A 3,677-nucleotide genomic window follows, 5' to 3' on the forward strand; every position below is an offset into this window, starting at 1 on the left:
ATATTTGAAGAATCACTTCGGTTTTCTGGTCTGTCAAAGATGCCTTCCCCGCTCGGGTGATCGAACAACAAAATCGCTATAAATTATACATAAAACCCAAAAAACGATACTTCGCAGGCATTGTGATGATGACATTCAAGTCACGAATGGACAGAATTTCTCTGTTATACGCGCTATGATTGCAATCCACGAAAAAAATCAGCGCAAATGACTCAGATTATGAATCAACAAATTACACTCATTCAGAATAAGGCCATTCGACAACTGTTAGTCGGACTGAATGCTGCTGCAGATCTTGCATTGTCCGTTCACCAGTATGAATGTTTTCTGCGATGCGCCGCTGAAGAGGGCAAAGGACTGGCGATCTCCACCATTGCCGGTTTGGCTGATACCACCTTGAACCAAAAAGAATATGCGCATTTTAAACATGCTCTTAATCGGTTGATGGATGGCGCACCCAGAAGAGGGCGAAGCGGGTTACAGCTGCTCTATCGAGGTGATCAGGCATCCAGTGTCAGCAGTCTGGCAGCCAGAAGAGCACGTGAAGTTGGTGTGACAGACAAGGGCAAAGAGCTTGTTAGACTGACAGGACAAATAACCCCTATGATCAGGGTGCTGCAAGAAGCTCGTGGCTACCAGGTTGCCACCACCTTGCAGCTGTATGCTTTTTTGATTTGCGCGCTGAACTCTGGTGAGTCGTTGCAAAATGCTCTTGCAAAGGACTATGGCGGTGTAGAACCTACCGACGCGCGTTATCAGCGGATTTATGGAGCTATACGTCAGATAAGGTAAGGCAAGGAAGCAAAAAAACACCAGATCTCCATCTGGTCAGCTATGGTGATCCTGCAACCTACCAGCCCATTGCTGCAGGGCACCGTGCCGGCAGTTACCTGCAACTGACCTACGCAGGCGCAAACCTTCTTGAACGCATTATTCGTGCAGTGAAATAAAAGGAGTTTTAATGTCAGGACAAACAAGCAAGCTACGTATCGCCATGCTGATTGATGCAGACAACACTCCCAGTGACCGTATTGAGGCAGTGCTAAATGAGTTGGCAGGTTATGGCACTATCAATGTTCGTCGTGCTTATGGCAATTGGAAAAGTGATTACCTCAAGAACTGGGAGTCCTGCCTGCATGAATACGCAATCCAACCAATCCAGCAGTTTGCACTAATTAAGGGTAAGAATGCCACTGATATGGCTGTTGCCATCGATGCCATGGATTTTCTTTATGGCGGCAAGGTGGATGCCTTTGCCCTGGTTTCCAGTGATTGTGACTTTACGCCACTGGTCATGCGCTTGCGTGCAGAAGGGCTGTTTGTGCTTGGATTTGGTCGCCGCCAAACACCGGACGCCTTTACTCATGCCTGCAACGAATTCCTGTACCTTGAGCAACTGGAAAGCACCGCAACTGAAACACAGGAAACCGGCAACGGCTACAAACAAAAAACGGGTAACGAACTCAAGGGCGATACACGACTGATGAACCTGCTTCGCAAAGCTATTGAGGCCGCCAAAGATGAGAGCGGCTGGTCATCTCTTGGAGCTGTCGGTAGCCTGATTAAAAACCAGGGGCCTTTTGATCCACGCAACTATGGCTACAAGAAACTGGGGGATTTGGTGCGTGCTATTGATTTACTCGAAACAAAAGGTGGTAATGGAACAGCAGTCTTCATACGCAACCGGCGTCACTGAGCTCTTATTCAGCCATGAGCTTATTTATTCAGCGCAAACTGGTGGTAAGGCATTGCCGAAATAGCTCGGCTTGCACGGTAAACTGCTTGGTAGAAGGCCCAATATGGGTTTCATCCCTCAGCCCCTCGGTAATCACCGACACAAGTGTACCGGCAGCGGATTGCTGACCTCTGGGGTAACCGTACATGCGAAGGAACTGTGAGCTGGACATAGATTTGCCTCTGGATGGGTTTTCCCCATTGTAACCTTGCAAGCCAAGTACAAGGTTACGCCTCCCCGACCACGGCGTGTGGTCGAAAATACCATATTCTGGAAATATGGAAAATTTGGGCTAAGTCATTAATTTTCCATAAGGCGGTTGAAATTTCCAAAATCCCGAAATTTGTAAATTTCAAAATACAGAAATTTGGAAATATGGAATTTCTGGTGTAAGTCATTGATTTTACATAAACCGTCTCGAATTCCCAGAATATGGAGCTCTGGAAATTCTAAAAAATGGAATGGCTGCGTATTCTGCAGCATCGTGAACACTCATTCTAACTCAACGTGAACACCTGTTCTGATCGATGGTGAACAGGCATTCTGATTTGATCGTGAACACTTTTGGGGTCTTTTCCAGAATCAATGTTCATCTTTCCAGAATCAATGTTCATCTTTTATTTTACAGGAAGAAGAGGCTAGACATTGTTTAACTCCCGATCTATAAATTTCAGCTCAGCATCTTGCTTTGTTTTTTTATATCTGCTTGCAAATATATTGCGAGACACCATCCCCAGTAACACCGAAAGCGGTAAAAAAATTAAGCTGATTAGAAGTGGCTCGCGTGGATCCAAAAAAAAACCCACACCCCCTATAAACAACATAAAGGAAAAGAACCCTGTGATTACAGATAAGATTATACTGGCAAAGTGCCCACGTGTAATGTATTGACCTGTAAACATGTAATAAACATCATGAGATGGAAAACGGTATACAGCGTGAGTCAGTACTTGCATTATCAATTTTTAGCGCAAAGTTTTCTGACTCCAAAAAGCTTTCATTGGTTTTAATGTTTAATGCTGATGAATAGGTGACTCTGAGTCTGTGGCCGGATCTTAGTGGGAATTGTGTGTTGAACAGTATAAATCTTTTTTCTGTACCGTTTTCTAGCGTTACCCAGATTTCGGTTGCCTCAGCATCGTCAAATTCCGGATATATATGTTTTTCTGAGGCCGTACAGATTCCTTCAATTGCAGCCAGGGATTTTAAGAATTCGTCAGGACTAAAGCTGGTTTCTTTTTTTTTGTGTTGCTGTAGAAGCAAAAAGGCCAAAAAGTCCTAGAACTGCCTTGATGCCGCCAGTGAAAATTGACCATATGAAATCCGATAAGCGCACAATAAATCTCCTTTATGTTTTTTTTAAGAATCGTTGATTAGACTGATAGGTCGATAAAATCATATGACCCATCTTTCAGCTATGTCTCATAAATAAGTGCGGCATCGCGCCCGTGGAATCACTTCCAACTTGGTTGCCAATTATTGCACCGGCAACCATGCCGGTGAGGCAGCCGAGCTCCTGACCATAATTGCTGCCTAAATCTTGCATAGTGGCGCAACCAGAGATAAAAAAAGCGAGCCCCACATAAATTATGGGCTTGGCACACCGTCGCTTAGATTTCATCGTCGATTTACCTTGGTGTGTAAGCTGACAAAGTGCCCACTTGTTCTGCGCTTAAAGTGGACACTCTGCTGCACAATAAAACCAACCTGCTGCAATTGATTCACTGGTCGAGCAGGTCATGTGGTTTACTTGCTTACTAAAAGTGATAGGCTCCACCCAGAGAAAACGCACCATCAGCCATATCAAAGCGCCCAGACACAGAGATCGGCATATTCAGCTTGCTGCTGAGGTCGTAATCAGCACGGGCATACCATTCATTGGCAATCGTGCCTTTACCCATGGACTGAAAAGCCAGTTCCATTTGCAATTCAGGCATGTTTT

4 protein-coding genes are annotated in these 3,677 nt (G+C 45.0%); 2 read left to right on the plus strand and 2 right to left on the minus strand.

The window, feature by feature from the left end:
• The first annotated feature begins 219 nt into the window (after positions 1-219).
• Together IBX50_RS18355 and IBX50_RS18360 are read left to right on the plus strand one after the other, a co-directional pair.
• On the plus strand, positions 220-792 hold the full coding sequence (locus IBX50_RS18355; protein WP_292257849.1) for a hypothetical protein: 573 nt from the start codon (positions 220-222) through the stop codon (positions 790-792).
• A gap of 169 nt (positions 793-961) precedes the next feature.
• On the plus strand, positions 962-1,696 hold the full coding sequence (locus IBX50_RS18360; protein ID WP_292257850.1) for an NYN domain-containing protein: 735 nt from the start codon (positions 962-964) through the stop codon (positions 1,694-1,696).
• Positions 1,697-2,647: 951 nt separating this feature from the next.
• Here IBX50_RS18360 and IBX50_RS18365 read toward each other — a convergent pair.
• Both IBX50_RS18365 and IBX50_RS18370 read right to left on the minus strand, forming a co-directional pair.
• Positions 2,648-2,998, minus strand: coding sequence for a hypothetical protein (locus IBX50_RS18365; protein ID WP_292257851.1), 351 nt, complete (start codon positions 2,996-2,998; stop codon positions 2,648-2,650).
• Positions 2,999-3,492: 494 nt separating this feature from the next.
• A partial coding sequence (locus IBX50_RS18370) for a hypothetical protein (RefSeq protein WP_292257852.1) occupies positions 3,493-3,677 on the minus strand: 185 nt, incomplete at its 5' end.

It is taken from the genome of Marinospirillum sp., assembly GCF_014859565.1.